Consider the following 26,498-nt stretch of genomic DNA (forward strand, 5'->3'; position numbering starts at 1 on the left):
CGTCAGGATAGTGAGTTTGAATTTCGTTGCTATAGAAAAGGGGAGTGCTGGATTGGTAAAGCGGATAGCAGTACTTTTAATTTCGCTGGCGTTGCTGATCGGGTGCAGTGACAACAATATTAATCGAAACAATGAGTTAGAAGAGGTTATTCATTCATTTATTATTATGGTGTCTGATGATAGTGACAGTGAAATTCATATAAGTGGTTTCATCGATCTCGACTGGGATAAGGCGTTTTTAATAACTCCTTATACCTCACAAGAAGAGATAGAAAAACAAGTAGGCGTAAAGCTAAAAGATCTCAGTAATATAAGTTTGCGGGATGATATCTATTTATTGGTATTCCTAAATAACGACTCGGTAGTTCAATATGCGGAAATAAATCGTTTGCAAACTTCTTTCTCGCTAGGTGATCATGAGTATCTTTCACCTGCAAATGATGTAATTTACATAGAAAGGTAACGACACAACAAATCCTGTTTTCGAGCTGCTTGGAAGACCCTTATTTTACGTGTGGAGGTGAAGAAAGATTGAAGGGAAAGGGCTTTTTAAAAAACGATATTTTATTATCTTACTACTGCTTGTGGCATTAATTTATTTCGGACCTTTCTTCTTTGGAGGATATTATTGGACAGAGCGTTCTGCAATTAGAGATTCATTTCCGAATGAAGATGGGCTTGTAGTCTTTGGAAAGGATATTGAAAACAAAAAGGTAGTTATTTGGGATACAGGGAGAAATAAATTTATCAAACTTATAGAAAATAACTTTTGGATTCTGTACCGTCCTATCTCAGTGGGTGGGATAGATACTGAAACAGCAGATGAAAGGATGCAAATAACTTGGTCTGCAACTCATCAGGAAGGAGAAATCTACCATACACTCTTTGCGGCAGAAGTTCTTGATGAAGACATTGTAAAAGTTATTGTTAGTAATGAAATAAATTCAGAAAAAGATTTGTCATTAAAAGAAGTAGAAGAACAATCAACTATATTTTTTGAAATGGATGTTGAAAATGGAGTTGCGGCACATTATACCTTAATTCCTAATTATGATGTTGGAAATTTTAAATTCCGTGGTGTTGATGCAGAAGGTAATGTTGTGTCTATTTATTAATCTAGTTTATTTAAAGATGCGACTCGTTTAGACAGCTCTTTACGCAGCAGGTGAGCGCAAACAGAATCAAATGGAAAAAGGAATGTTCCAAAGGGAGTAATGCTTTGAAAAGATTTCACAAAATAACAGGGGTTTTATTTATTATGATAAACTTCTGCTTTATTTGGGTTTCTACTAAAATTGCTGAAATACTTGTTGCGATAAGTAGGCTTGACGAAAGTAAAGGGTACATGATAACCGAAGCTGAGGAATTTATTCTTTTTCTTGTTATCAGTATCTCAATGTTATTGATACAATTTCTTTTCTTACTTTTCATCTTAATTTATTTGAAAAAGAAGCTATACAAAAAATCTTTAATCCTACTGAACTTAATAGCACATTTTCTTCTTTTTTTGTGGTTCGTCTATAACGTATATCAATTCACAATAAATGGTTATTAAACGATTGGGTGCTTTGCTTCAAAAAGGAGCATTTTAGATCAATTTTTACCTGATACAGAAAGATTACCAAAAGGAAATAACACAGAGACCATAAACATCTTTTTTAAGAGGAAAGGGAAATTACATGTCTATTTACCATAAAGTAATTGGAGAAGGCTATCCAATCGTCATGTTGCATGGCTGGTCGCTTGATCATCAAGTAATGTTTCATGCAATGGAACCTTTATTCGAGAAACGGAGCGGTTGGAAAAGAATATATATAGACTTGCCTGGTATGGGGCATTCCAAGTCACAACCATCTATTAAGAGTTCAGATGATATTTTAGAAGCGGTAGTACGTCTGTTGGACGAGATGATTCCTGGACAACCGTTTGTTATCTGTGGTAATTCATATGGTGGTTATGTTGCCAGGGGAATAGTCCGTTTACGGCAGGATCTGGTTCATGGATTACTGCTGATGGCACCAATGATCATACCCGAATTCGATGAAAGGGAAGTACCTCAGCAAACAGTTCTAAAAAGAGACGCCAACTTGCTATCACAATTGCCTACGGAAGATGCCGATGTATTTGGCGCCATGGGGGTAGTGCTAGGTCAAATTGAGTGGGAAAGGTTTCGAAAAGAAATCTTACTTCCTTCTAAACAAGGCAATTTAGAATTTATAAATGACGTTCGTCAAAATGGTTATGGCTTTACTTTCGATATCTCATCTAAATTTGAGTATCCCACGCTAATTATCACGGGGCGTCAGGATAATGTGGTCGGATACCATTATGCATGGCGACTACTTGATGACTACCCAAGGGCAACTTTTGCTGTGCTTGATATGGCTGGTCACAACTTACAAATCGAGCAACCCGATGTATTTAATGCATTAGTTCATAACTGGTTAAATAGACTTGAATCGGACGGTTTTCGACTCTGTTGAATAAGTTAGTACAGGGGAGGGAATTAAGCTGAAGAAAATAATTACTTTCTTGTTTACGATATTAATTTTAACAGCTTGTTCAGAAACTACGAACAATGATTATACATTTAGTGGAGAAAGTGAGCATTGGGAAGCTGAATACGCCTATAATGGAACAGAAAAATGGGGAGAAAAAGACGGGCAAAGAACTTACTCGAACGAACATAGCTTTAGGTTTATATTAAAATACAAAGGGTCTTTAGAAGAGTTGTCTTCACTACAAAAAATTGAATACTCCTATGAAACCAATAGTGGTCATGGGGGTGGCACTGAAGAGTTCGCGGAACCCCCAACGACAGGGATATTTACGCTTTCAGGAGGTTCAAAAGGCGGGGCAAAAGTACATGAAGATGCAGTTATCAAAGTAAATGTAAAATGGGATGACTTTGAAGAGTCATTTGAGCTGCAAAATAATAGTAAGTAACTTTGTAGAACAGGTGCTTTTGTTCAACATGGCAATCATTTGTTTTGATTTCATATCCTATGGAGGGTTTTATGAAAAGAACCAAACTACTTTATATTACCTTATCATTTTTTTTACTCCTTATAACTTCTGCATGTAACAAACAACCAGACATCGATATAAGCGAAACGCTTCGAAAAACAGAAGAGTTCTTTAGACAAGCCGAAAAGATAGATGCCACGGCCTCTTCGTTTGATGGTAAAAAAGACGTCAAGTTTCGACTTATGGTTGAAGGGAAATTAACAGAAGACGAAGCAATCCTTTTATTTAATAAAATATCCGACAGTTTAATAAAATACTCAAATCAAAGTGATATTTGGAATTACTATAACGGTTATTTCGATATAAAAAGCTATGATAGCGGTGTCATTTTTGAAGCTACAAAGCTAATTGGTGAAGATTTAGAAGCGGGATACAAGCAATAATATAATATTTTTTATCAACTCTCATGATCGGCGCCTAAAGCAAGCCCTTCCAGCCATAGAAAAAAGACAAACTCAATCAAAATGAGTTTGTCTTAAGTCATATCTATCACTTCTGTTGTTCCGCGATGGATTTCTCCAAGTCGGCGAGCGACGATTGGATCGCCGAGAGTTCCTTCTCTAGCTTGAGTCTGTTGTTCTCCGTCGAGAGCTGCCATTGTTCGATCGAGCCTTTAATTCCATTGACGGCTTCCGGAACCATTTCTTTTGCTTCCTTCGTCATATGTGTGATGGAGGTTTTCAACTCGGCGAGTTTTCCTTTGACGTCGTTCAATTTATGCTTCATGTCAGCTGAAGCGCTTTTAACGGACGAGCGGATTTCGCTGCCTGTTTGTGGAGTGGAAAATAACACAGTGACAGCGGCTGTCACCGATCCTGCAAGTAGTCCTGCCAAAAATGTAGATGCTTTCATGGAGAGCACTCCTTTCATTTTGAATAGTATTCCTTTTCATAGATTTATTAAAACATGGCAAACTGTTTTGGGCAAATGAAAAAAGCTTTCCCGCTTGGGGAAAGCTTTTGTTATCAATTGGATAATGCTGTTTTGAATGAAGTGCGTTTCAACAATGTTTTGATGATCGGGTAGATGATGAAGAATACTATCCCGTTCATAGCGATTGCGGGTAGAACGACTGTTACGAACAATAATCCGAAAGGTACTTTTGCGCCCATTACGAAAATGGCGACGGAAAGGAAGATTGTCCCGGATAGCACTGTTCCACAGCAAGCGATGATAGTCGAAACGATCATATTGTTTGCGGCTTTCTTTAGCAGTATGATGACTGCGAAAACAACAAACGCCGTAATGAACTTATCGATGATATTTGGAATGAATCCTCCTGGGAAGCTTGTGAAAAGCCCTGAAAGGACTCCGGTCGTTGCTCCAAGCAAGAAGACGCTCTTCACGTCAGGGAATAAAAAGATGCCGATGAACATCATCGTCAGCATGAAGTCTGGCTTCATGCCCTCACCATAACCCGGAATGACCAAGTACAAAGCCGCGCCTACTGAAACTAGCAGCGCCATCAACATAAGATTTTTCGTATTCAATTCTCATCTCTCCTCAACTGGACTCTATTTTTCGTTCTCCTGCCGTATCCTCGTGATCGTCAGCGAAAACTTACATAAATTATACAGGTAATTTTATGAAATAGCAAGAGCTATTAATTTCCGAAGCGGCGACGAATCTGCTCCGCGATTTCCTGGATGCGCTCTTGCGGGAACTCTTCGACCTTTGGATTCCAATTTGAATCGTAACCGTCCGTTTGATCATATCTTGGAATGAAATGCATATGGAAGTGGAAAACGGCTTGTCCTGCTGGAGCGCCATTGTTTTGCAGCAAGTTCATCCCGGCAGGCGTAAACTCTTCTTTTAGGACGTTCGCGATTTTCGGGGCGACCGAAAATAGGTGGGATGCTTCTTCTTCAGTCATTTCATAAATGTTTTCGCAGTGGTTTTTCGGGATTAGCAAAACATGTCCTTCGGTTACAGGCATGACATCCATAATCGCGATAACGTGTTCATCTTCATAGATTTTCTCGCTAGGGAGAGTGCCTTCTACAATTTTGCAAAAAATACATGATGTCAATTAAGGTCATCCTTTCCGATTCTCAGCCTTCTAAAAGGGAGAAATATTCATTAATGACACAAGTGTAGCATATTTTCATGTGAATGCATGAAAGATGGACAAGGCATTCCCGACCGATTTTTGGTAAAATGGAAACAAGAATGGAGGATGGCTATGACGATTCTAGAAGTGAAAGACGTAACAGGCGGATATACACGGAAGCCTGTTCTGCATGATTTATCATTTAATATCGGCAAAGGCGAGCTTGTCGGGCTGATCGGCTTGAACGGTGCCGGAAAAAGTACGACGATCAAACATATTATCGGGCTGATGAATCCGCATCAAGGCGAAATTGTAGTGAATGGCGTCACGTTTCGTGAAAACCCTGAAGCTTACCGAAAAGCGTTCACATATATACCGGAAACTCCGATTTTGTATGAAGAGCTGACGTTGAAAGAACATCTTGAGCTGACGGCGATGGCGTATGGATTGGATCGGGAAGCGTTCGAGGCGCGTACAGAAATTCTGTTGAAAGAGTTCATGATGGAGAAGCGGTTGAATTGGTTCCCGTCGCATTTCTCCAAAGGGATGCGGCAAAAGGTCATGATCTTATGCGCATTTTTAGTGGAGCCTTCCCTGTACATTATCGATGAACCGTTTGTCGGTCTCGATCCGATTGGGATCCGTTCATTGCTCGAGCAGATCTCCGAAAGGAAGGCGAACGGCGCTTCCGTATTGATGTCGACGCATGTTTTATCCACTGCGGAAAAATATTGCGATCGAATCATTGTTCTCCATGAGGGACGCGTGAGGGCGCAAGGGACGATGGATGATTTGCGGAAAGCCTTCAACAGACCGGGTGCTTCTTTGGACGAGCTTTATATTTCAATGACCGAGGATAATGACAATGAACAGCTTGCGTGAGATTTGGGGCAATCGTTTCATCCATTACATGAACGAACTGCAAAAATACATGAGGTTCGTTTTCACTGGCCATTTGGCAATTGTCCTGCTCTTTACGATCGGCGCGGGCGGTTACGCATACAGTGAATGGCTGAAGGAAGTGCCATCCGGATTCCCTTCTGCACTCATTGCGGCTGTCCTCATCGGAGCGGCACTATCCATCTGCTCGCCAGTTACATTGCTGAAGCCTGCTGATATCGTCTTTTTCCTTCCAATGGAGAACAAGCTTGAGGAATATTTGAAACGGGCTTTGCGGTATTCGCTCTTTTCCCAGCTACCGGTTCCGTTCATTTTATATATCGTCCTCTTGCCGTTGTTGGCGGCAACGGATGTTGGAGGGAAACCGCAATTCATTCTGACGGCGGCCGTCATTTTACTTGTGAAATGGAAGTATGTAGAGTCGGAGTTCTATTACCGCCGTGCAAATGAAGGGGAAGGTGTGTGGAAAGATCGTATAGTCCGGTTTGTGTTGGCAGCTGTTCTCATATACGCGGTGCTTATAGGGATTTCTTATTTAATACCTTTAATCCCATTAATGGGTTTGCTGATGTCCCTCTATTATTCATTCTGGAAGAAAAGAAGTGCAGCAAATCCGTTTCCTTATGAACATTTCATAACGCTCGAGCAAAATCGGATGATGCGTTTTTACCGATTCGCGAATTACTTCACGGACGTACCGCATTTGAAAGGGTCGGTCAGCCGCCGTGCTTGGCTCGGATTCCTTCTGCGATCAGCACAATTCGGACAGACATCGCCTCAACGCTATTTGCTGCGGAGGACGCTCATCCGGACGGATGATATATTTTGGCTCTGGGTCAGATTGACTGGATTGGCGGTACTCGGCGTGATTCTTATCCCGTTCCCGATTGTCGTATATATCTTTACCGGGGCTTTGGCATTTGCTTCATCCATCCAGTTGGTCCATGCATTGCGGGCGGGGGATGACTTCCGGATGGATATGCTTTTCCCGGAAATGGAAAACACGAGGATCCCTGCCATCCGCAAAACGGTTAGCGGCGTTCAGTTACTTCAGTCCATTTTTGTTCTTGTGACAGGTCTGATTGTAATCGGAATATCGCTGACGCCTGTCATTATGGCGGTAATTGTCGTCATCGTTTCCGAAGTGACAATCCGTGCTTCCAATGAAAAAACGGAAGAAGCTTGAATATTCATCGTGAAAAAATAATAATAGAATATTCCCAAAAACCTTGCAACTGATGCCCCATGTTAGGTATAATGAAAAAAAGGCATCAGGGGTGAGGGAGATGGAAAACAATTATTCATATGCCGAGTTCTTAAAAGCCGTGGGGAAAAATAGTACTTCGCTTCAAGCGGAGAGATTATTGAATGATATTTATATGGATCTATTCCTGAACCATATTCATCGGGAGCAAACGAAAAAACGCCTCTTGAAGCTGATTGATGTTGCGCTTGATGAAAAGGACGAGTACGCCTTCAACAATCTGACGGATGAACTGATGAAACTTGAAGAGAATTAATTGATCTGCAGCGGGCTGCCCGCTAGTCGTATACCGATTAGCCGTGCAGACCCGCTTTTTAATATTTGTAAAGGCTAGGAAAAGATGTGCTCGTAACGCTATGCTTTTACTCGCAAAAGCCGTTCTTCGCTGCGGTTTTTATTTTTATTTTGAACATACGTTCTCTTATTTCTTTGGACTTCGACTTGACTATGTTAAAATGAAGATAATTCATTTTGGGAGGGGCTTGTATGGTCCAAAAATTCGATTTAAAAGCTCCCTATGTTCCGTTGGGCGACCAACCTGCTGCCATTTCGAAGCTAGTAGAAGGCATACAGAAAGGCAAAAAGCACCAGACTCTATTAGGTGCAACCGGAACAGGGAAGACGTTCACCGTTTCAAATGTTGTAACTGAAGTTAATAAACCGACATTAGTCATTGCACATAATAAAACGCTTGCTGGCCAATTGTACAGCGAGTTCAAAGAATTTTTCCCGAATAATGCGGTCGAGTATTTCGTCAGCTTCTATGATTACTACCAACCGGAAGCATACGTGCCGCATACGGACACTTATATAGAAAAGGATGCAACGATCAACGACGAGATCGACAAGCTGCGCCACTCCGCGACGTCTGCCTTGTTCGAAAGGAATGATGTACTGATTGTCGCCTCCGTATCTTGCATTTACGGCCTAGGTTCACCGGAGGAATATGGAAAGCATGTCGTCTCGCTCCGGACAGGGATGGAGATTGGTAGAAATGAACTTCTTCGTCGATTCGTCGATATTCAATACTCTAGAAACGATATCAATTTCACAAGGGGTACATTCCGGGTGAGAGGGGATGTCGTTGAAATATTCCCTGCATCACAGGATGAGAACTGCATCCGCATCGAATTTTTCGGCGATGAAATCGACCGCATCCGTGAAGTGGACGCACTGACAGGGGAAATCTTAGGCGATCGTGAACACGTCGCCATCTTCCCGGCATCCCACTTCGTCACGGGCGAAGAGAAAATGGTGAAGGCGATTGCGAATATCGAAGCCGAATTGGAAGAACAACTCGCCAAATTGCGCAAGGAAGATAAGCTTTTGGAAGCGCAGCGGCTCGAACAGCGCACGCGCTATGATTTGGAAATGATGCGGGAAATGGGATTCTGCTCCGGAATCGAGAACTATTCGAGGCATCTGACATTAAGGCCGGCAGGGGCTACCCCCTATACATTGCTTGACTACTTCCCGGATGATTTCCTGATTGTCATCGATGAAAGCCATGTCACCTTGCCGCAGATCCGCGGTATGTATAACGGCGACCAGGCCCGAAAGCAAGTGCTGGTCGATCATGGTTTCCGCCTGCCTTCCGCTTTGGACAACAGGCCGCTCATGTTCGAAGAATTCGAGCGGTACGTCCACGAAGCGATCTACGTATCTGCAACCCCCGGTCCATACGAAATCGAGCATACGCCTGAGATGGTTGAACAAATCATCCGGCCGACCGGTTTGCTAGATCCGATCATTGACGTACGGCCGATCGAGGGCCAAATCGATGATTTGATCGATGAAATCAATGAGCGTACAAACCGGAACGAAAGGGTATTGATTACTACATTGACGAAAAAGATGTCCGAAGACCTTACCGATTATTTGAAGGATATCGGCATCAAAGTCCAATACTTGCATTCGGATGTCAAAACGCTGGAGCGAATTGAAATTATCCGTGAGCTCCGTTTGGGCAAGTACGATTGTCTCATCGGCATCAACTTATTGAGGGAAGGACTCGACATTCCTGAAGTGTCGCTCGTCGCCATATTGGATGCGGATAAGGAAGGGTTCCTCCGTTCCGAACGTGCCCTCATCCAGACGATCGGCCGGGCAGCGCGTAACTCCGAAGGAAAGGTCATCATGTATGCGGACCGTTACACGGATTCGATGAAAAAAGCGATCGATGAAACAACAAGGCGCCGGGAAATTCAAATGGCCTACAATGAAAAGCATGGCATCACGCCGACGACTATCAAAAAAGAAGTGCGCGATGTCATCAGAGCTACCCAAGTAGCCGAAGAGGAAATATCGGCATTGGAAAAAGTGACGAAAGGCAAGAAACTGTCGAAAGACGACAAAGTGAAATTGCTCGCGTCTCTCGAGAAGGAAATGAAAGAGGCGGCAAAAGCGCTTGATTTCGAAAGGGCTGCCGAATTGCGCGATACGATATTAGAATTGAAGGCTGAAGGGTGAAAATGCGATGAAAAATACGGAAATAGTCATTCAAGGGGCAAGAGTGCATAATCTGAAAGATATTGATGTCCGCATTCCTCGCGACAAGCTCGTCGTCATGACCGGCTTGTCGGGTTCGGGGAAATCGTCCCTTGCATTCGATACGATTTATGCGGAAGGGCAAAGACGGTATGTCGAATCGCTTTCCGCTTATGCGAGACAGTTTTTAGGACAGATGGACAAGCCGGATGTGGATGTGATCGAAGGACTATCGCCTGCGATTTCCATCGACCAGAAGACGACGAGCCGGAATCCGCGTTCCACAGTCGGAACGGTGACTGAAATCTATGATTACTTGAGGCTGCTATTTGCACGGGTCGGCAAGCCGATCTGTCCGAATCACGGAATTGAAATCTCCTCACAAACGATCGAGCAGATGGTCGACCGGATCATGCAGCTGCCGGAACGTTCACGGCTGCAAATCCTAGCTCCTGTCATTTCGGGCAGGAAAGGGACGCATGCGAAGCTGATTGAGGATATTAAAAAACAAGGATATGTACGGATCCGTGTCAATGGAGACGTGATGGATCTTGATGACAATATTGAGCTAAATAAAAATAAAAAACATACGATCGAAGTCGTTATCGACCGGATTGTCGTGAAAGAGGGAATCGAAGCACGACTAAGCGATTCTCTCGAGTCGGCGTTGCGATTGGCGGAAGGAACTGTGCTCGTCGATGTGATTGATGTGGAAGAATTGCTGTTCAGCGAGCATCATGCTTGTCCGATATGCGGATTTTCCATCGGAGAGCTGGAACCGCGCATGTTTTCATTCAACAGTCCATTCGGGGCTTGCGCTGATTGCGATGGATTGGGGACGAAACTCGAGGTCGACCCCGATCTAGTCATTCCGGACACGTCCCTCTCTTTAAATGAAAACGCAATTGCGCCTTGGATTCCGACGAGCTCCCAATACTACCCGGAATTGTTGAAGACGATCTGCAAGCATTTCAAAATACCGATGGATGTACCGGTGAGCGATTTGGCTGATGAGGATTTGAATATCATCCTCTATGGTTCAAAGGATCAAAAAATCAATTTCAAATATACGAATGAATTCGGAAATACACGGGTGAACAACATCTATTTTGAAGGTGTTCTCGCAAATGTGGAGCGCCGGTTCAAGGAGACATCTTCTGATTATATCCGTGAACAAATGGAGAAATATATGGCGAGCCGGGCTTGCCCGACTTGTCACGGGTACCGATTGAAGGAAGAGACGCTTGCGGTCAAAGTGAATGGCACGCATATCGGTGAAGTGACTGCATTGTCCATTACGGAAGCAGACCGTTTCTTCAGCAATCTCGTCCTATCTGAAAAGGATATGCAAATCGCAAGGCTGATCTTGCGGGAAATTGCCGAGAGACTAGGATTCCTCATCAATGTCGGGCTTGATTACTTGACGTTATCAAGGGCTGCGGGGACATTATCCGGCGGTGAAGCGCAGCGGATCCGGCTGGCGACCCAGATCGGCTCCAGATTGACCGGCGTCCTTTATATATTGGATGAACCGTCAATCGGTCTCCATCAGCGGGACAATGACCGTCTCATCGGCACGCTGCAAAGCATGCGGGATATCGGGAATACGCTTATTGTCGTTGAGCATGATGAAGACACGATGATTGCAGCGGATTATTTGATCGATATTGGACCTGGGGCAGGTGCTGCGGGAGGGCAAATCGTATCTGCAGGAACTCCGGAAGAAGTGATGAACGATCCGAATTCATTGACCGGCCAATATTTGAGCGGCAAGAGGTTCATCCCTTTACCAATCGAACGGAGGCAGTCCGATGGCAGGATCGTATCGATCAAAGGTGCATCGGAAAACAATTTGAAAAATGTCGATGCGGACTTCCCATTGGGGCAGTTCATCGCGGTGACGGGCGTTTCAGGTTCCGGCAAGAGTACGCTTGTGAATGAAGTGCTTTACAAAGTGCTTGCGCAGAAGTTGAACCGATCTAAGCAGAAACCAGGACAATTCAAGTCTGTAACAGGTCTTGAGGAATTGGAAAAGGTTATTGATATCGACCAATCCCCGATCGGGCGGACGCCAAGATCGAACCCGGCGACCTATACAGGCGTCTTTGATGACGTGCGGGATGTCTTTGCCATGACGAACGAGGCGAAAGTGAGAGGCTACAAAAAAGGCCGTTTCAGTTTCAACGTAAAAGGCGGGCGCTGTGAAGCTTGCCGAGGAGACGGAATCATCAAGATCGAGATGCATTTCCTCCCGGATGTGTACGTGCCTTGTGAAGTGTGCCACGGGAAAAGATATAACCGCGAAACCCTTGAAGTAACCTATAAAGGGAAGAATATTGCGGATGTCCTCTCCATGACTGTCGAGGACGCACTCGTTTTCTTTGAAAATATCCCTAAGATCAGCAGAAAACTGCAAACGATTGTTGACGTCGGTCTAGGCTACGTCCAACTAGGACAGCCTGCCACGACGTTATCAGGCGGGGAAGCGCAAAGGGTGAAGCTTGCTTCGGAATTGCATAGACGTTCCAACGGGAAATCCTTTTATATTTTGGACGAACCGACGACGGGTCTCCATGTCCACGATATTGAAAAGCTGCTTCTCGTTTTGCAGCGGCTCGTTGATACAGGGAATACCGTCCTTGTCATCGAACATAATTTGGATGTCATCAAAACCGTCGACCATATTATCGATCTCGGCCCGGAAGGCGGAGACAAAGGCGGACAAATCATTGCAACGGGAACTCCCGAGCAAGTGGCGGAAAGTGAAGTCTCCTACACAGGCCGCTATTTGAAGCCGATCCTGGGACGCGACCGACAAAGAATGAAAGAACGGATTGAAGCCGCAGCTGGAAAAGAATGAAACCTTCTCATAGATGAATCGTATATATAGGTAGTGTTGAAGAAGTCTCCAACGGTTTTGAAATGGCGGGGACTCTTATACGAAAAGAATATCTCAAGCATACCTAGGAGGCGGAAAGATGCAGAATGAACGCAAACGTATCTTGACAATGTTGGAAAACGGCACAATCTCTATGGACGAAGCTTTGACCCTTTTGGAAGCGATGGAGAAGAAACAATCCACGACGGGAACTTCCCAAGCGGAGGAGAAGAAAATCTTCACGGAAGAGCCTACAAGCCAAGATTTCTCCGGAAAATCGGAGGACAAAGATTCATCTATGGATGACTTCATTGAAGATATCCGGAAAGACTTCGTAACCGTAGGGGATCGTTTTATGCAGTTTATGCAATCGACTGTGGAGAGAATGAAAGGATTCGATTTCGACGCGCCATTCGGCAATAGCTCCACATTCCATCATACGATTGTGAAGCAAGCGGACGGTTTGGATGAAATCCTCGTCGACGTCGATCACGGCAGCGTTTCGATCCATGCGACGGATGAACCGGAAGTTCGCGCGGAATTCACTGTGAAGTCGTTTAACGGAAGATCGGAAGAAGATGCGAAAAAGGAATTTCTCGATAAATTGATCTTCCTGAAAGACGAAGGCAAACTGCGCTATTTAAGCGATTTGAAATTAAGCCAGGTGAATGTCGACCTATTCGTCCCGAAACAGGATTATCGAAAGATTTCCGTACGACTTCTAAACGGACATTTCAACTTGAAGGATGTTGCCGTCGAGCGCCTGTATACGAAAACGGCGAACGGAAAAGTGGATGTCGAGCGGATTGAATTCAAAGAAGCTGAGCTGGAAGCGGGCAACGGATCGATCCGCTTGAATGAAAGTACTGGTGAAACGTTGGAAGCCGAAACAATCAACGGCCGTGTATACGTTTCAGGTAAGTTGAAGGACGTCGAGGCGAAATCGCTTAATGGTCATGTTGTCGTTACTACGACGGATGACGCGGCACAAAAAATTGATGCGAAAACAGTGAGCGGTTCCGTTGAGCTGTATATTCCATCCGATGTTGCCCTTCGCGGGGAAATCTCGACGAACATGGGACGTTTGGATCTTCAGCTGAACGACGTCAGCAAAACGACGGAACAGGAACAGTTCCTGCACCGCACGATCATTTTCAACAAAGATGCAGAAGGCGAAGCTGCGCCACTACATGTTCATGGAGAAGCGAAAACGGGCTCTGTGATCGTTTGTTATAATGTGAAGCATAATTAATGTAAAAAGACTGCCTAGAAGTCAGTGAAAACTGACTTCTGTGGCAGTCTTTTTTAATGAAATATGTGTCGAGCTCAAAGCCATCAGCTCCGCGCTCAAGAATTCCGTCCCCGCGCTCAAGAAATCGAAACCGCGCTCAAAGTCGGCCGTTCCGCGCTCAAGAAAATCAGCCCCGCGCTCTATGCGAGCCGCCGATCAGATGATTTTCTCACGATAAAGCCAATTCAATATCCCAAAGCTGATCGCCCGCGCGCATTGAACGCGGTATGCCCTCGATAGCAACACCCCCGCCTCTTCGCGATTCGTCATGAAACCGCACTCCACTAACACCGCCGGCATCTTCGTCTCCCTTAACACCGCGAAATTTGCGGTTTTCACCCCCCGATCTTTTCGTCCGCATGCGGAGATCATTGAACGGTGGATCAGCTCAGTCAATGCGGCCGTCTTTTTGCTCGCGTACGGGTACATATACGTTTCGATGCCTTGCGCGTCATTCCAATCGCTACCGAATGCGTTTGCATGGATGGACACGAAAGCATCCCCGTCGAGCCTGTTTGCGACCCGTGCCCTTTCCGTTAAAGGGACATCCCTGCTGTTTTCATGCGAATAAAAGACATCCACCCCTTCCAAAACCAAATACTGCCTGACACGTTCGGCCACATCCGCATTAAAATGGAACTCAAGCAGCCTGCCATCCGGTGACCGTTTCCCCGGCGTATTCGGTCCGTGCCCCGCGTCAAGTATGATCGTTGCCATCTCATCTCCCCCTTGCCATCTATATAGTCTGTTTCGCATCATTAGTGGACAAATTCGGACGAAATTATTTCAAATGAGTTTGTTCATGGTAAAATGGGGGTTAGGGATGACTTGACGTGACTGAATTCCGCCGTTTTGCGAAGCGGTCGGATGCATGTCAATAAAGATAGGGGGCGAGCTAATGTCGGTTGTTACAGTAGAAGACGTTCAAAATCGTTTTGGGCTTGAAATTGTTGCAGGCGGAGAAGGTATTGAACGTAATATCCTTACGAGCGACATATCCCGGCCGGGGCTCGAAATGGCCGGCTATTTTGATTTTTACCCGGCTACGCGGATCCAATTGCTCGGAAAAACGGAGCTTTCCTTTTTCAATAAATTGAATGAGGCGGAACGGCGGGATCGGATGGATCGCCTTTGTACAACAGATACACCGGCTTTCATCCTGGCGCATAATATCGAATGTCCGATGGAACTTAGGGAGCTTGCGGAAGAGCGGGGCATTCCGGTATTTCAGACCGAGCATCCGACGACGCGGTTTTCGGGCATGCTGACAAATTTCCTGGAAGGCCAGTTGGCGCCGATGACGACAGTTCATGGAGTGCTTGTCGATGTGTATGGGATCGGTGTTTTGATTACGGGGAAGAGCGGTGTAGGGAAAAGTGAAACCGCTTTGGAGCTCGTGAAACGCGGCCATCGTCTCGTCGCGGACGATGCCGTTGAAATCAGGCAAGTCGCGAAGAACGTATTAATTGGAAATGCGCCAAAAATTCTGACCCATATGCTTGAAATACGGGGTGTCGGCATTATCGATATGATGACGTTGTTCGGTGCGAGTGCCGTGAAGGATGACAAGCGGATACTGATGGTCATCGACTTGGAAGTGTGGGATCCGGATAAAGTGTATGACCGCTTAGGCATCGACGAAGAGAAGATGAAAATTATGGATTCGGATTTGACGAAGCTCACCGTTCCTGTAAGACCAGGACGGAATCTATCGGTCATCATTGAAGTTGCCGCGATGGATTATCGGATGAAGCGATTAGGCATCAATGCGGCAGAAACATTTTCGAAAAAGCTGGATTTGGCAATCAGCCAACATGCAGGGAATTCTGATACAGAGGGGATAGAGTAGACTTATGTTCGATTTACTGACGATTGACCCGACGGCCTTCAGTCTGGGGCCGATAGATATCCGGTGGTATGGAATTTTAATCACAACCGGAATTATCCTCGCATTTATTGTCGTTCAAAAAGAGATGGTGAAGCGGGGGATGCATCCGGACTTCTTAACGGACCTGCTCATTTGGGCGGTCCCGATTTCGATTGTTTCCGCAAGAATTTACTATGTCATATTTTCTTGGGACTCCTATAAGGATAACCCGGTTGATGTGATCAAAATATGGGAGGGCGGCATAGCCATCCATGGAGCTTTGATCGGTGCCTTCCTAACGACATATATTTATACGAAACGCCGCGGGATATCCTTCTGGAAAGTGGTGGACATCGCTGTCCCAGGCATTTTGATTGGTCAAATCATCGGCCGATGGGGGAACTTCGTCAATCAGGAAGCGCACGGCGGTCCTGTTTCACAAACGTTTCTCGAAAACACATGGATTCCCGACTGGATAATGAACCAAATGACAATCAACGGCGTAACCTATCATCCGACATTCCTCTATGAATCGTTGTGGAACGTCGTCGGACTTATTATCATTCTGTTATTAAGGAAAGTTCCATTGAAACGGGGAGAGATGTTCTTCTTCTATTTAACCTGGTATTCAATCGGAAGATTCTTTATCGAAGGGATGAGGACGGACAGTTTGTACGGCGGAGATCTCCGTGCTGCGCAGATCGTATCCATCATCGCGATTCTGTTTTCAGTGACAATGTTTATTTGGAGAAGATTCGTTCAGAAAGTCAATGTGAACTATCAAGATAAATAAAAGAGGGATTGGGAAATGCAGACGCTTCGAAATGGGTTTACAGCGGGGTTAAAGACGACGTGGACGTTAGGGAAAATCATCTTCCCGATCACTGTCCTCGTTGTCATTTTGCAACATACACCTGTATTGCCTTGGATCGTGAAATTGATATCACCGTTCATGGGACTCTTCGGATTGAGCGGGGAAGCTGCGATTCCGTTAGTGCTCGGCAATGCATTGAATTTATACGCAGGCATCGCCGGAATCCTTTCACTCGATCTGACGGTGAAGGAAGTTTTCATTTTGGCTGTTATGCTCAGTTTTGCACATAATATGTTCATCGAGACGGGTGTGGCTTTAAAGGTCGGCGTGAAACTATGGATTGTGCTCGTTGTGCGATTTGGTTTGGCGGCGTTCTCCGGCATCATCATCAATTTGTTCTGGAAGGGCGGCGGCGAAATGGCCAAGTATGGCATGGCGCCGGACGTGGCAGCTGTTCCGGACGGATGGCTGGAAATCGGATTGCTCGGATTGCAGAAAGCGTCGTTTGGCGTCTTGCAGCTTGCACTAATTGTCATTCCGCTCATGATCATCGTCCAGTTTTTGAAGGACCGCAATTACTTGCAGAAGTTTTCGGAAAAACTCGCACCGTTCACGAAGGTTATCGGCGTACAGCCGAACGCGTCCATGACATTGGTCGCCGGACTTGTCATCGGTCTTGCCTACGGTGCAGGCGTCATGATCCAGGCGGTTCAGGAAGATGGCGTCAGCAAAAAGGATGCGACGCTCGCTTTCATTTTCCTCGTTGCCTGCCATGCCGTCGTTGAAGATACGCTCATTTTCGTGCCTTTAGGCATTCCGGTCCTGCCGCTGCTCATCATCCGCCTTGTCACTGCGTTCGTGTTGACGATTGTGGTGGCGTACATGTGGAATCAGGCAGAACGGAAAAGAGAGAAGGAGGTTACAGTTCTAGATGGATAAAATCACAACTTTGCTATTTGATTTCGATGGAACGTTGCTTGACACGAATGAACTCATCATTCAAACGTTCCAAACGGTTTTGAACACCCATTATCCGGGAAGATACGAAAGGGAAGACATCCTTCCATTTCTTGGACCGACTTTGAGAGAGACATTCGAAAGTATCGATCCTGAAAAAACGGAACAACTGATGGCCGAATATCGTACATGGAATATAGCGAATCATGATGCTTTCGCCACCGAATTCGATGGGGTGAGCGAAACATTGCGGCAGTTGAAAAACGCCGGCTTCAAAATGGCGATCGTATCGACGAAACGAAATGATATGGTCATGAAAGGCTTGCAGCTCATTAAGGCTGAGGATTTATTTGATACCGTTGTCGGGTTGGATGATGTGCAACACGCGAAGCCGCATCCTGAACCGCTGCTCCTTGCAATGGAACGATTGAACTCGACCCCTGAGGAGACAATGATGATCGGCGATAACATGCACGATATTCTCGGTGGGAAAAATGCCGGTGTTCGCACGGCCGGAGTGGCTTGGTCTGCTAAAGGCGAGCAATTCATCCAGGCGCAGGACCCTGATTTTGTCTTGCAGCATATTTCGGACCTGCTGCACATAACAGCAGGAGTGGAAGCTTGAGACGAACGGAGCGCTATCGTGCTGGAGGAAATGCGAACTCCCTTTGGCATATATACAAGACGGTTTCGTTTTTTAAAGTGGCGAAGAACTTCGTTTTTATCCAAATCGGACGGTATACGCCTTTCATTCCGCTGAAGAATTTCATCTATCGGACGTTTTTAGGAATGAAGATCGGAGAAAAAACGTCATTCGCATTGATGGTCATGCCGGACACGATGTTTCCTGAGCGTATTACGGTCGGCAACAATTCGATCATCGGATTCAATACGACAATTCTCGCTCATGAGTATTTGATAGAGGAATACCGGATCGGTGACGTCGTCATCGGTGACCGGGTGATGATCGGTGCGAATACGACCATCCTTCCCGGAGTGGAAATCGGGGATGGCGCCATCGTTTCGGCGGCGTCGCTTGTCAACCGTGATATCCCTGCAGGCGCGATGGCAGGCGGCAATCCGGTGCGGATCATATATACCGCGGAACAATTGGAGGAGCGTCGAAGGACTACCCAACAATTGGACATTGACAAGAAATAGGATGACGGAAATCGAAGTTATGATATAATGAAGCCAGCTGATTGGAGGGACGTGCATAGCGTTCCTTCTAATTTTTTTCGGAGGAATTTGATTGGACAAAAAGTATAAGAACATAGATAAGAAAGTCATTTCTTTTATCCCGGACGGTGAATTCTACTATCAGAAAGGCGTTAAAGCGATGCAGCGCGAACGCTTTGACGATGCCCATAAATACTTGCAGCGGGCAGTCGAACTGAGCCCGAATGATCCACTCATCCTTATGCAATACGGCATCCTCATCATGGAGGAAGGCATGTTCGAAGAAGCTTATGAAATTCTTGCGGCGGCACATGGCCTCGATCCGGAAGAAGAGGACATCATCTTTTACTTGGCGGAAGTCCATGCACATCTGGGTCTTCTTCGTGATGCAAAGATTTATGCGGAGAAGTATATCGCATTGGCACCGGACGGACCATTGGCCGATGATTCGATGGAGATCATCGACTTTGCCGAGCAGGAGGAAGGCTTTTTCAATGACGAGGAAATGCCGGACGGCGAAGTGTATTTCCTACAGGAAAAAGCAAGAAGACTGATGGAAGACGGCTCGTTTGATGAGGCGATCGAAATTCTGGAGTCGATCATCGTCGACTATCCTGATTTTTGGGCTGCCTATAATAACTTGGCGCTCGCCTATTTTTATATCGGTAAAATCGAACCGGCGAAGGAATTGCTATTTGATGTGCTTGAGAAAAACAAAGGGAATCTCCATGCTTTATGCAATCTCGCCGTCTTTTATTATTACGAGAAAGATAAAGAGGAATTGGACTCGATGCTCGAGCTTCTCATGAAAATCAAGCCCTATCAATTTGTGCAACGCTATAAATTGGGAGCGACATTTGCATTGGTCGGCAAACATAAAGAAGCGTACGGATGGCTCAGAAGCTTGCAAAAACGGGGCTTTGAAGGGGACGCCGGCTATTATTTCTGGCTTGCGCATTCCGCTTATTTTTCCGGACATGAACAAGTGGCGAAGGAATCATATGAAAAGCTCGTGGAACTCGATCCGTCGAAAGCGGGTTTTGAACCGTGGAAAGACGTTCATCCATCGGCCAAACCGGAGTCCTATGAACAGGACCGGGAATTCATCTTAAATAAAATTACGAATAAATATAGAAGTGAAAGACTGTTAGGGTTTTATTTATTAGGAAAATCTGCACATAAACAAGAGATTGTCTCACATCCTACGTACATCGACCTTGATAAGCTCAGTGTCATTGAGCAGCTGTTTTTGGCGCATAGCCTCAATTATGAATTCACGACTGAAAATGAATTCGATCATTCGTTCATGCGCGCTTTGGAAACGACGGAATTGATTTATGAAAAATATAAGCCATTGGAACGTCAAGGGACCCATCTGTTTCAAATGTGGTTCACTCTTTGCGAAGTCGGCTTGATGCGTTCCTATCATTTCAGGAATCCGGCAGCGCTTGCTGCAGCGGCGGATTATATGTTCCAATCTTCCCGTTATAAAGGCGTTACAAAAGCGGCAATTGCTCGCAATTACGGCATTTCAGTCCCGACGTTGACGAAATATGTCGGCGACTTGATGGAGTTTTTGCCTCAATTCAATGCGTGAGTTGCGCTGCAGATCGTGTAAGCATATATATTGATTGGCTGCAAGGAATCTTATACGATTTGGTCAGTGGTATATGTACTGGAGGAGGAAAATGTATGACAACCGAGAAAATATACGACGTCATCATCGTTGGCGCCGGTCCGGCTGGAATGACTGCTGCAGTTTACACATCCAGAGGGAGTTTATCGACTCTTATGCTGGAGCGCGGCATCCCGGGCGGACAAATGGCAAACACGGAAGAGATTGAAAACTACCCTGGATTTGAAACGATCCTCGGTCCTGATCTTTCGACAAAAATGTTTGAACATGCGAAAGCTTTCGGCGCGGAATACGCTTATGGCGACGTAACCGAAATTATAGATGAAGGAAACTTCAAAACGATCAAAGCAGGCAATAAAGAATATAAAGCGCGTGCCATCATCATTTCAACCGGTGCCGAGTATAGAAAAATGGGCGTGCCGGGAGAGCAGGAACTGACTGGTCGCGGTGTCAGCTATTGCGCAGTTTGTGACGGAGCATTTTTCAAAAAGAAAGAAATCGTTGTCATCGGCGGCGGGGATTCCGCAGTCGAGGAAGGTGCATATTTGACGCGCTTTGCCGATAAAGTGACGATCATTCACCGGCGCGATGAGCTTCGCGCGCAAAAAATCCTTCAAGATCGCGCGTTCGCGAATGAGAAGATTAACTTCATCTGGAACTCGACTGTTAAGCAAGTGAATGAAAAGGACGGCAAGATCGGCTCCATTACACTTGTCAACACAAAGGACGGCACTGAAACAGTGATGGATACAGAAGGCATGTTCGTCTATATAGGCATGGATCCGCTGACCGCACCATTCAAACACTTGGGCATTTTAGATGAACACGGCTATGTCGTGACGAACGAAGAAATGGAAACGAAAGTGCCTGGCATCTACGCAGCAGGCGACGTCCGCCAAAAAATGCTTCGCCAAGTCGTCACAGCAACAGGCGACGGCAGCATCGCAGCACAAGCATGCCAGAAATACATCGAAGAACTCGAGGAGAAAATGGCTGCTGAGGTTTGATTATCAAGGAGATCCTGTACAGGGGTCTCTTTTTTGAAAAAGAAATGCAAGGATTGTAACGAAAGGCGGCGACTCCTGCGGGAACAGCGCGAGCTGAAAGCCCCGCAGGAACGCAGTGACGAGGAGATTGAAGCCGTGCCCGCGGAAAGCGTCCGCCTGTAGTGGAAATCCGAGTTAACAACATTAATCTAACCTTAATCTTGTTGTAACCGTCCTGCAATACAAAAAGGTTATGATAAGAATATCAATTGACCCCCCTTTTTAATATAGCAACATTTTAAAGACGATCTGCCCTTCAAACGGCAGGTGGTCTTCTTTTTTTGTCGTTTACTTTCAAAACATTGTATAATGGAATTATGCGCAATGATAGAAGTGAGGAAATGGTCATGCAAAGAATCGCAAACTTACTAGTCATTAAAGATAACCAAGTTCTTTTATTGAAAAAACCGCGACGGGATTGGTACGTGGCACCTGGCGGCAAGATGGACTCCGGTGAATCGATTTATAACGCTGCCATCCGGGAGTTCGAGGAAGAAACCGGAGCCACACCCGTAAACCCGCACGTTAAAGGCATTTACACAATGATGATCGTTGATAAAGAATCAAAGGAATTGCTGAACGAATGGATGCTTTACACGTTCGCTGCGCAAGACCTGATCGGAACGCCTTACGAATCAAACAGGGAAGGCCTGCTCGAATGGCATCCTGTTGAGAGTCTGAAGATCCTCCCAATGGCGGAAGGGGATCGGACGAATTTATTATTTGCAGCCTCCCAAACAGGCGTGCAATATGGTACATTTTATTATACAGAAGAGTTTGAACTATTAGAGGAACATATACAAAACTCAATGGAAGGTGATCGGGATTAATGGAGAATGAATTGCCGAACAGCGATGTCGAATTAGTTATCATCACTGGCATGTCAGGGGCCGGGAAAACAGTTGCGATGCAAAGCTTCGAAGACCTGGGGTTCTATTGTATCGATAATTTGCCTCCAGAGCTGCTCGTCACTTTTCTGGATCTCATGATGAAGTCGGAAAACAAGATGAGGCGGATTGCCGCTGTCATGGATACGCGAGGGGGCGACCTGTTTGACGCCTTGATCGGAGCTTTAGATAACTTGCTGCAAATGGAAGGCGTATCCACAAAGCTGCTCTTCCTCGATGCGGATGACGAGACGCTCGTCAGGCGCTACAAGGAAACGAGAAGGTCCCACCCGCTTGCTGAAGGCGGGCTGCCGCTCACAGGCATCCGCAAGGAAAGGAGCCTCTTATCCGAACTAAGGGGCCGGGCCCGATCGATCTACAATACATCCGATTTGAAGCCGCGTGAATTGCGGGAAAAAATCATTTCGGAATTCTCCTCTAAGGGAGATGCAGCCTTCACCCTCAACTTCATCTCTTTCGGTTTCAAGCATGGCATGCCGATTGATGCGGACGTCGTCTTTGACGTGCGCTTTTTACCAAACCCCTATTACATCGAAGAGCTGAAGCCGATGACCGGTTTAGAGAAAGAAGTATACGAGTACGTGTTAAAATGGAATGATACACAAGTGTTGATTGAAAAGTTGACAGATCTGTTCAAATTCATCATCCCGCAATATAAGAATGAAGGAAAATCCCAGGTGGTCGTCGCGTTCGGATGCACAGGCGGACAACATCGGTCCGTTTCGCTTGCGGAGTATTTCGGAAATCGTTTCAAAGAGGAATACAAGACGTTGATTACCCATCGGGATGTAGAGAAAAGGAAGGGTTGACACTATGTTGCAATCCGGGAAAATGAAAAAGATTGTTGTCTTTGGAGGCGGGACCGGATTGTCCACGTTGCTTCGGGGATTGAAAGCCTATCCGGTGGATCTCACCGCGATCGTGACGGTCGCGGATGACGGCGGAAGCTCGGGCAGGCTGTTGGATCAATACAATATCCCACCTCCAGGAGATATCCGTCAAGTGATGGCAGCGCTTTCAGATGTTGAGCCATTGATTGAGAAAATGTTCCAATACCGGTTTTCCAACTCGGACGATTTAAAAGGGCACTCCCTCGGGAACCTCATGCTCGCTGCGCTGACGGACATTACAGGCGACTTTGCCCGCGCTGTGGAAAAGATGGGCAGAGTTTTGAATATTAAGGGAAAAGTCTTGCCAGCCGCAAACCAAAAGATCACCTTGCATGCGGAGCTCGATGATGGCACAATTGTAACCGGTGAGTCTAAAATCCCGGTGTACGGCCGAAAAATCCGGAAAGTCTATGTATCTCCGCAGGAGGTCGAACCTTTAGCGGAAACGGTGCAAGCCATCACGGAAGCGGACCTGATTGTTTTTGGACCAGGAAGCTTATATACGAGCATATTGCCGACAATACTTGTAAGGGATATCCGTGACGCTGTCCTTGCGTCTCAAGCAAAGAAAGTATACATCAATAACTTGACGACACAGGAAGGCGAAACGTATCAATATACAGCGTCCGAGCATGTCAAGGCATTATACGATCATGCAGGCAGTCAATTCATCGATACAGTGCTGTTGAACAAAACGGATTTCCAAACATTATTGAACGGAGAAGAGCCATCCGATGTTCAGCTTCCTGTAGAAAATGACATTGAAGCATTGCAATTGCTCGTCCCGACAATCGTATTAGGGGACTTTTCAACGGTTTCGGACGGACGAATCATACATGATGCGGGGAAAGTCGCATCTTGGATCATGGGTTATATGGAAGGTACGATCGTTAGCGAGGAGACCTGATCATCGCCGAGAGAGAGGGGGAAAATCATGTCTTTTGCATCTGAAGTGAAGAAGGAACTGACACAAATCGACTCCAAGGAATGCTGTGTGAAAGCGGAAATCGCCGCCTTCATCAGAATGAACGGAGCGCTGTCGTTTTCAAATAAACAACTAAGCCTGGACGTACAAACAGAAAATGCGGCAATCGCGAGAAGGCTTTATTCAAACATAAAGCGATTATATCCATATAAAGTCGAACTGCTCGTCCGCAAAAAAATGCGCCTGAAGAAGAACAACGTCTACATATGCCGAATTCGCGATGGAGCGAAGCAGTTATTGGAGGACTTGTATATACTGACAGGAACCTTTCAATTTAAAAATGAGATTGTAGAACAATTGGTAAAAAAGAAATGCTGCCAGAAATCCTATATACGCGGGGCATTCCTCGCCGGAGGTTCTGTCAATAATCCCGAAACTTCCTCCTATCATTTGGAGATTTTCTCTTTTTATAAAGAGCATAGCGAAGCGCTAGTGGATTTGATGAATAAATACCAATTGAATGCAAAATCGATTGAACGGAAGAAAGGCTATATTGCCTATTTGAAAGAAGCAGAGAAGATTTCGGATTTCCTAGGATTGATCGGAGCACACGTATCTTTGATGAAATTCGAAGATGTCCGGATCCTCAGGGATATGCGGAATAGCGTGAATCGCCTTGTCAATTGTGAAACCGCTAACCTGAATAAAACAATCGGGGCGGCACAACGGCAAGTTGAAAATATCAAATTCATCCAGAGCACAATCGGATTGGATCAATTGCCCGATCGTTTACAGGAGATCGCGCAGCTGCGCATCGAAAACCAGGACGTCACGTTGAAGGAACTTGGTGAAATGGTGAGCGGCGGCACGGTAAGCAAATCCGGAGTGAATCATCGTCTTCGGAAGATTGAAGAAATCGCAGAAAATCTCCGCGCAGGAGGAATTGCAAGCCAATAAGGTTGGAAAGGAGTCGAATAGTATGGCGGAAAAAACGGTTGAAGTGAAAATGAAGACAGGATTACAAGCACGACAAGCTGCACTTTTCGTGCAAGAAGCTAATCGGTTCACATCAGATGTCTTTCTGAAAAGAGATGAGCGTCAAGTGAACGCGAAAAGCATCATGGGTGTCATGAGCTTGGCAATTGCCCGAGGTGCCGAAGTGACGTTGATCGCGGAAGGCGTCGACGAAGACCAAGCAATCGATACGCTCTCCACACTTGTTGAGAAGGAAAATTAATAAACATAACAGCCGTTTCACTACATAGAATAGGAAACGGCTGAAAAATAAAAAAAGCCGTAAACATGAAATTCATGTTTACAGGCTTCTTTACAAACTCATTTACGCCCTCGGCAGGAGTCGAACCCACATTTCAAGAACCGGAATCTTGCGTGCTATCCATTGCACCACGAGGGCAAACGTTTATTGCTATCAGCAACAGACAAGATTAATTATACAAAGAAAGTGGTATGATTGCAATACCTAAATTAAAAGCGTTATATTTGACCTTTATTGACCATAATATGTATGATAGACGTACAGTTGAAACAACTGGTTTCAGCAGAACGAAAATCCTGACCCATTCATAAGGAGGAAATGAACATGAATCTAATACCTACAGTTATTGAGCAAACGAACCGGGGAGAACGTGCTTATGATATCTACTCCCGTTTATTGAAAGACCGGATCATCATGCTGGGCAGCGCAATCGACGACAACGTCGCAAACTCGATTGTCGCACAATTGCTATTCCTTGAAGCGGAAGATCCAGAGAAAGATGTATCGATCTACATCAATAGCCCGGGAGGCAGCATCACAGCGGGCATGGCGATTTACGATACAATGCAATTCATCAAGCCGGACATCCAAACAATCTGTATCGGCATGGCCGCTTCAATGGGAGCTTTCCTTTTGACAGCAGGAACTGAAGGGAAACGCTATGCGCTTCCTAACGCAGAAGTGATGATCCACCAACCACTTGGCGGAGCGCAAGGGCAAGCGACCGAAATCGAAATCGCAGCAAAACGCATCCTCTTTCTACGCGAAAAATTGAACACAATCCTTTCCGAGCGCACAGGCCAGCCGATTGACGTAATCGCGAAAGACACAGACCGCGATAACTTCATGACTGCTGAACGCGCGAAGGAATATGGTTTGATCGACCACATCATCACACGCAGCGATATGAAAGAACTTGACGCAAAGAAATAATAAATGATTGATGGCCGACCCGGGCGAACCGGGTCGGTTTTTTTGTGCACTTTGCGGGTTATCGATCATTTCCCGAGATATATGGTCATTTTGGGACGTTTGATGCGTACGGTTATTGACGTAGTGTTCCTAGTTTGCGGCCAGGGTCCATTCTTTACGTCTCAAGGTCC

At 45.6% G+C, this 26,498-nt stretch carries 28 protein-coding genes and 1 tRNA gene; 24 read left to right on the forward strand and 5 right to left on the reverse strand.

The window, feature by feature from the left end; translation table 11 throughout:
- Positions 1 to 16 precede the first annotated feature (16 nt).
- The 5 genes from ACFPTP_RS04110 to ACFPTP_RS04130 all read left to right on the forward strand — a co-directional run bounded on the left by ACFPTP_RS04110 (position 17) and on the right by ACFPTP_RS04130 (position 3,410).
- Entirely contained in the window at positions 17 to 463 is a 447-nt protein-coding gene (locus tag ACFPTP_RS04110; RefSeq protein WP_381442437.1) for a hypothetical protein, read from the forward strand.
- Positions 464 to 584: 121 nt separating this feature from the next.
- Positions 585 to 1,115, forward strand: coding sequence for a hypothetical protein (locus tag ACFPTP_RS04115; protein WP_381442438.1), 531 nt, complete (start codon positions 585 to 587; stop codon positions 1,113 to 1,115).
- A 564-nt stretch (positions 1,116 to 1,679) separates the two neighbouring features.
- On the forward strand, positions 1,680 to 2,483 hold the full coding sequence (locus ACFPTP_RS04120) for an alpha/beta fold hydrolase (protein WP_381442440.1): 804 nt from the start codon (positions 1,680 to 1,682) through the stop codon (positions 2,481 to 2,483).
- A 49-nt stretch (positions 2,484 to 2,532) separates the two neighbouring features.
- Complete coding sequence (locus tag ACFPTP_RS04125; protein WP_381442443.1) at positions 2,533 to 2,946, forward strand: hypothetical protein; 414 nt, start codon at positions 2,533 to 2,535, stop codon at positions 2,944 to 2,946.
- A gap of 71 nt (positions 2,947 to 3,017) precedes the next feature.
- Positions 3,018 to 3,410: an IolE/MocC family protein gene (locus ACFPTP_RS04130; RefSeq protein WP_381442445.1), complete on the forward strand. Its 393-nt coding sequence runs from the start codon at positions 3,018 to 3,020 to the stop codon at positions 3,408 to 3,410.
- 106 nt (positions 3,411 to 3,516) lie between these two features.
- Here the strand turns inward: ACFPTP_RS04130 and ACFPTP_RS04135 are convergent, their stop codons facing one another.
- The 3 genes from ACFPTP_RS04135 to ACFPTP_RS04145 form a co-directional block, all read right to left on the reverse strand.
- On the reverse strand, positions 3,517 to 3,879 hold the full coding sequence (locus ACFPTP_RS04135) for a YtxH domain-containing protein (protein WP_381442447.1): 363 nt from the start codon (positions 3,877 to 3,879) through the stop codon (positions 3,517 to 3,519).
- A 113-nt stretch (positions 3,880 to 3,992) separates the two neighbouring features.
- On the reverse strand, positions 3,993 to 4,517 hold the full coding sequence (locus tag ACFPTP_RS04140) for a tryptophan transporter (protein ID WP_381442449.1): 525 nt from the start codon (positions 4,515 to 4,517) through the stop codon (positions 3,993 to 3,995).
- A 113-nt stretch (positions 4,518 to 4,630) separates the two neighbouring features.
- Positions 4,631 to 5,056 carry an HIT family protein gene (locus ACFPTP_RS04145; protein ID WP_381442450.1) on the reverse strand — a complete coding sequence of 142 codons (426 nt, stop codon included), beginning with the start codon at positions 5,054 to 5,056 and terminating at the stop codon, positions 4,631 to 4,633.
- Positions 5,057 to 5,209: 153 nt separating this feature from the next.
- Between ACFPTP_RS04145 and ACFPTP_RS04150 the strand changes: the two genes are divergently transcribed.
- The 6 genes from ACFPTP_RS04150 (at position 5,210) to ACFPTP_RS04175 (ending at position 13,858) form a co-directional block, all read left to right on the forward strand.
- Positions 5,210 to 5,959, forward strand: a complete 750-nt coding sequence (locus tag ACFPTP_RS04150; RefSeq protein WP_381442453.1) for an ABC transporter ATP-binding protein — start codon at positions 5,210 to 5,212, stop codon at positions 5,957 to 5,959.
- Entirely contained in the window at positions 5,943 to 7,163 is a 1,221-nt protein-coding gene (locus ACFPTP_RS04155) for an ABC transporter permease (protein ID WP_381442455.1), read from the forward strand. The genes ACFPTP_RS04150 and ACFPTP_RS04155 overlap by 17 nt, the downstream gene beginning before the upstream one ends.
- A gap of 100 nt (positions 7,164 to 7,263) precedes the next feature.
- Complete coding sequence (locus ACFPTP_RS04160) at positions 7,264 to 7,497, forward strand: IDEAL domain-containing protein (RefSeq protein ID WP_381442458.1); 234 nt, start codon at positions 7,264 to 7,266, stop codon at positions 7,495 to 7,497.
- Between the two features lie 230 nt (positions 7,498 to 7,727).
- A complete protein-coding gene (uvrB, locus tag ACFPTP_RS04165; RefSeq protein ID WP_381442461.1) occupies positions 7,728 to 9,710 on the forward strand; it encodes an excinuclease ABC subunit UvrB in 1,983 nt (660 codons plus the stop codon).
- Between the two features lie 7 nt (positions 9,711 to 9,717).
- A complete protein-coding gene (uvrA, locus tag ACFPTP_RS04170; RefSeq protein WP_381442464.1) occupies positions 9,718 to 12,588 on the forward strand; it encodes an excinuclease ABC subunit UvrA in 2,871 nt (956 codons plus the stop codon).
- Positions 12,589 to 12,706: 118 nt separating this feature from the next.
- Positions 12,707 to 13,858, forward strand: a complete 1,152-nt coding sequence (locus ACFPTP_RS04175; protein ID WP_381442466.1) for a DUF4097 family beta strand repeat-containing protein — start codon at positions 12,707 to 12,709, stop codon at positions 13,856 to 13,858.
- A 195-nt stretch (positions 13,859 to 14,053) separates the two neighbouring features.
- Here the strand turns inward: ACFPTP_RS04175 and ACFPTP_RS04180 are convergent, their stop codons facing one another.
- A complete protein-coding gene (locus tag ACFPTP_RS04180; RefSeq protein WP_381442469.1) occupies positions 14,054 to 14,614 on the reverse strand; it encodes an N-acetylmuramoyl-L-alanine amidase family protein in 561 nt (186 codons plus the stop codon).
- 181 nt (positions 14,615 to 14,795) lie between these two features.
- On the opposite strand from ACFPTP_RS04180, the gene hprK reads away from it, so the two are divergent.
- The 12 genes from hprK to ACFPTP_RS04240 all read left to right on the forward strand — a co-directional run bounded on the left by hprK (position 14,796) and on the right by ACFPTP_RS04240 (position 25,356).
- Positions 14,796 to 15,746 carry an HPr(Ser) kinase/phosphatase gene (hprK, locus tag ACFPTP_RS04185; protein WP_381442470.1) on the forward strand — a complete coding sequence of 317 codons (951 nt, stop codon included), beginning with the start codon at positions 14,796 to 14,798 and terminating at the stop codon, positions 15,744 to 15,746.
- 4 nt (positions 15,747 to 15,750) lie between these two features.
- Positions 15,751 to 16,557 carry a prolipoprotein diacylglyceryl transferase gene (lgt, locus tag ACFPTP_RS04190; protein WP_381442472.1) on the forward strand — a complete coding sequence of 269 codons (807 nt, stop codon included), beginning with the start codon at positions 15,751 to 15,753 and terminating at the stop codon, positions 16,555 to 16,557.
- A gap of 15 nt (positions 16,558 to 16,572) precedes the next feature.
- The gene (locus ACFPTP_RS04195; protein WP_381442473.1) at positions 16,573 to 17,517 is read left to right on the forward strand and encodes a nucleoside recognition domain-containing protein; all 945 of its coding nucleotides are present in this window, start codon (positions 16,573 to 16,575) and stop codon (positions 17,515 to 17,517) included.
- Positions 17,510 to 18,160, forward strand: coding sequence for a pyrophosphatase PpaX (gene ppaX / locus ACFPTP_RS04200; RefSeq protein WP_381442475.1), 651 nt, complete (start codon positions 17,510 to 17,512; stop codon positions 18,158 to 18,160). Before ACFPTP_RS04195 ends, ppaX begins: the two co-directional genes overlap by 8 nt.
- Positions 18,157 to 18,696: an acyltransferase gene (locus ACFPTP_RS04205; protein ID WP_381442477.1), complete on the forward strand. Its 540-nt coding sequence runs from the start codon at positions 18,157 to 18,159 to the stop codon at positions 18,694 to 18,696. Before ppaX ends, ACFPTP_RS04205 begins: the two co-directional genes overlap by 4 nt.
- Positions 18,697 to 18,787: 91 nt before the next feature.
- Positions 18,788 to 20,311, forward strand: coding sequence for a tetratricopeptide repeat protein (locus ACFPTP_RS04210; RefSeq protein ID WP_381442478.1), 1,524 nt, complete (start codon positions 18,788 to 18,790; stop codon positions 20,309 to 20,311).
- Between the two features lie 95 nt (positions 20,312 to 20,406).
- Positions 20,407 to 21,357, forward strand: a complete 951-nt coding sequence (gene trxB, locus ACFPTP_RS04215; protein ID WP_381442479.1) for a thioredoxin-disulfide reductase — start codon at positions 20,407 to 20,409, stop codon at positions 21,355 to 21,357.
- Between the two features lie 386 nt (positions 21,358 to 21,743).
- Entirely contained in the window at positions 21,744 to 22,226 is a 483-nt protein-coding gene (locus tag ACFPTP_RS04220) for an NUDIX domain-containing protein (RefSeq protein ID WP_381442481.1), read from the forward strand.
- A complete protein-coding gene (gene rapZ, locus ACFPTP_RS04225) occupies positions 22,226 to 23,113 on the forward strand; it encodes an RNase adapter RapZ (RefSeq protein WP_381442484.1) in 888 nt (295 codons plus the stop codon). Before ACFPTP_RS04220 ends, rapZ begins: the two co-directional genes overlap by 1 nt.
- 4 nt (positions 23,114 to 23,117) lie before the next feature.
- Positions 23,118 to 24,101, forward strand: coding sequence for a gluconeogenesis factor YvcK family protein (locus ACFPTP_RS04230; RefSeq protein ID WP_381442485.1), 984 nt, complete (start codon positions 23,118 to 23,120; stop codon positions 24,099 to 24,101).
- Between the two features lie 27 nt (positions 24,102 to 24,128).
- A complete protein-coding gene (whiA, locus tag ACFPTP_RS04235) occupies positions 24,129 to 25,076 on the forward strand; it encodes a DNA-binding protein WhiA (protein ID WP_381442489.1) in 948 nt (315 codons plus the stop codon).
- Positions 25,077 to 25,098: 22 nt separating this feature from the next.
- A complete protein-coding gene (locus ACFPTP_RS04240) occupies positions 25,099 to 25,356 on the forward strand; it encodes an HPr family phosphocarrier protein (RefSeq protein WP_381442491.1) in 258 nt (85 codons plus the stop codon).
- Positions 25,357 to 25,461: 105 nt separating this feature from the next.
- Here ACFPTP_RS04240 and ACFPTP_RS04245 read toward each other — a convergent pair.
- Positions 25,462 to 25,533: transfer RNA gene (locus ACFPTP_RS04245), tRNA-Arg, on the reverse strand.
- Between the two features lie 180 nt (positions 25,534 to 25,713).
- Between ACFPTP_RS04245 and clpP the strand changes: the two genes are divergently transcribed.
- A complete protein-coding gene (clpP, locus tag ACFPTP_RS04250; RefSeq protein ID WP_381442493.1) occupies positions 25,714 to 26,328 on the forward strand; it encodes an ATP-dependent Clp endopeptidase proteolytic subunit ClpP in 615 nt (204 codons plus the stop codon).
- The last annotated feature ends 170 nt before the right edge of the window (positions 26,329 to 26,498 follow it).

The organism is Sporosarcina koreensis (assembly GCF_042655825.1).
In the GTDB taxonomy this organism is placed as follows: domain Bacteria; phylum Bacillota; class Bacilli; order Bacillales_A; family Planococcaceae; genus Sporosarcina; species Sporosarcina koreensis.

Excerpts from the sequence above, each read along its gene's own strand:
- ACFPTP_RS04120 (WP_381442440.1), top strand. The coding sequence starts at position 1,680 with ATGTCTATTTACCATAAAGTAATTGGAGAAGGCTATCCAATCGTCATG.
- ACFPTP_RS04130 (WP_381442445.1), top strand. The coding sequence starts at position 3,018 with ATGAAAAGAACCAAACTACTTTATATTACCTTATCATTTTTTTTACTC.
- ACFPTP_RS04135 (WP_381442447.1), bottom strand. The coding sequence starts at position 3,879 with ATGAAAGCATCTACATTTTTGGCAGGACTACTTGCAGGATCGGTGACA.
- ACFPTP_RS04150 (WP_381442453.1), top strand. The coding sequence starts at position 5,210 with ATGACGATTCTAGAAGTGAAAGACGTAACAGGCGGATATACACGGAAG.
- ACFPTP_RS04155 (WP_381442455.1), top strand. The coding sequence starts at position 5,943 with ATGAACAGCTTGCGTGAGATTTGGGGCAATCGTTTCATCCATTACATG.
- ACFPTP_RS04160 (WP_381442458.1), top strand. The coding sequence starts at position 7,264 with ATGGAAAACAATTATTCATATGCCGAGTTCTTAAAAGCCGTGGGGAAA.
- uvrB (WP_381442461.1), top strand. The coding sequence starts at position 7,728 with ATGGTCCAAAAATTCGATTTAAAAGCTCCCTATGTTCCGTTGGGCGAC.
- uvrA (WP_381442464.1), top strand. The coding sequence starts at position 9,718 with ATGAAAAATACGGAAATAGTCATTCAAGGGGCAAGAGTGCATAATCTG.
- ACFPTP_RS04175 (WP_381442466.1), top strand. The coding sequence starts at position 12,707 with ATGCAGAATGAACGCAAACGTATCTTGACAATGTTGGAAAACGGCACA.
- ACFPTP_RS04180 (WP_381442469.1), bottom strand. The coding sequence starts at position 14,614 with ATGGCAACGATCATACTTGACGCGGGGCACGGACCGAATACGCCGGGG.
- hprK (WP_381442470.1), top strand. The coding sequence starts at position 14,796 with ATGTCGGTTGTTACAGTAGAAGACGTTCAAAATCGTTTTGGGCTTGAA.
- lgt (WP_381442472.1), top strand. The coding sequence starts at position 15,751 with ATGTTCGATTTACTGACGATTGACCCGACGGCCTTCAGTCTGGGGCCG.
- ACFPTP_RS04195 (WP_381442473.1), top strand. The coding sequence starts at position 16,573 with ATGCAGACGCTTCGAAATGGGTTTACAGCGGGGTTAAAGACGACGTGG.
- ppaX (WP_381442475.1), top strand. The coding sequence starts at position 17,510 with ATGGATAAAATCACAACTTTGCTATTTGATTTCGATGGAACGTTGCTT.
- trxB (WP_381442479.1), top strand. The coding sequence starts at position 20,407 with ATGACAACCGAGAAAATATACGACGTCATCATCGTTGGCGCCGGTCCG.
- ACFPTP_RS04220 (WP_381442481.1), top strand. The coding sequence starts at position 21,744 with ATGCAAAGAATCGCAAACTTACTAGTCATTAAAGATAACCAAGTTCTT.
- rapZ (WP_381442484.1), top strand. The coding sequence starts at position 22,226 with ATGGAGAATGAATTGCCGAACAGCGATGTCGAATTAGTTATCATCACT.
- ACFPTP_RS04230 (WP_381442485.1), top strand. The coding sequence starts at position 23,118 with ATGTTGCAATCCGGGAAAATGAAAAAGATTGTTGTCTTTGGAGGCGGG.
- whiA (WP_381442489.1), top strand. The coding sequence starts at position 24,129 with ATGTCTTTTGCATCTGAAGTGAAGAAGGAACTGACACAAATCGACTCC.
- ACFPTP_RS04240 (WP_381442491.1), top strand. The coding sequence starts at position 25,099 with ATGGCGGAAAAAACGGTTGAAGTGAAAATGAAGACAGGATTACAAGCA.
- clpP (WP_381442493.1), top strand. The coding sequence starts at position 25,714 with ATGAACATGAATCTAATACCTACAGTTATTGAGCAAACGAACCGGGGA.